The 791-nt window shown below is 66.2% G+C and carries 1 protein-coding gene; it reads right to left on the bottom strand.

Annotation, left to right across the window (positions count from 1 at the left end; all coding sequences use genetic code 11):
* Window positions 1-791 (bottom strand): autotransporter-associated beta strand repeat-containing protein (locus EN984_RS36410; protein ID WP_206517581.1); only part of this gene is annotated, 791 nt, incomplete at both ends.

Below are 791 nucleotides of genomic sequence, written 5' to 3'. Positions count from 1 at the left end.
GTAATGTTGAGTGTACCGTCGAGGGTGAGATTGCCGCCGACGTTGATCAGGTCGTTGAGCGCGCCGCCAGGCACATTGGCCTGGCCGAAATCGACGTTGAGGTTGGAATTGCCGAGGGCGAGATTGCCGTTGATGGTCAGCGTGCCGGGCATGCTGCCTGCTCCACCGGCGCTCAACGTGCCGCCGTCGGCGACCGTGACGCTGCCGCCGATGATGCCTGTGCCGCCAAGCGTCGCGCCGCCGGCGACCGAAATCTGCCCGGCCGCGCCCGACTGGTTGCCGTTGACGAGCAGGGTGCCGGCATTGACGTTGGTCGCGCCGCTATAGCTGTTGGTGCCAGTGAGCGTCGTAACGCCGCTGCCGAGCTTGTTGACCGTGCCGCTGCCCGAGATCGCGCCGGCAAAGATGTAATCGCTGTTGAGGTTGAAGGCGAGCACGCCGTTGTTCGTAACGGCTGGCGTCGCGAGCGCCCCGGCCGTCGCGCCGTTGCCGATTTGCAGCGTCCCGGACTGTATAGTCGTGCCGGCACTGTAGCCGTGGTTCCCGGTCAGCGTCAGCGCGCCGGCGCCTTGCTTGGAGAGGCTCTCGAAATTGCTGACATTGGCGGCGTCCAGCGTGCGTCCCGCGGCGGCGACCACTTGCAGTGTGTCTCCGACGCCAGTCTCGCCACCGGTACCCGCGTCAACGCCCGCGCCACTGATGACGGCGGTGTCATTGAGCACCAGCGTGTCGTTGCCGGCGCCGAGATTGAGCTGTGCGGCGCCTGTGTTGAGCGTGCCGCTTACGTTGAC

Origin of the sequence: Mesorhizobium sp. M7A.F.Ca.CA.004.12.1.1 (assembly GCF_003997835.1) — a bacterium.
Taxonomy (GTDB): domain Bacteria; phylum Pseudomonadota; class Alphaproteobacteria; order Rhizobiales; family Rhizobiaceae; genus Mesorhizobium.
The sequence above is the reverse complement of the archived record's forward strand: the minus strand, read 5'-3'. Positions and strand labels throughout refer to the sequence as shown.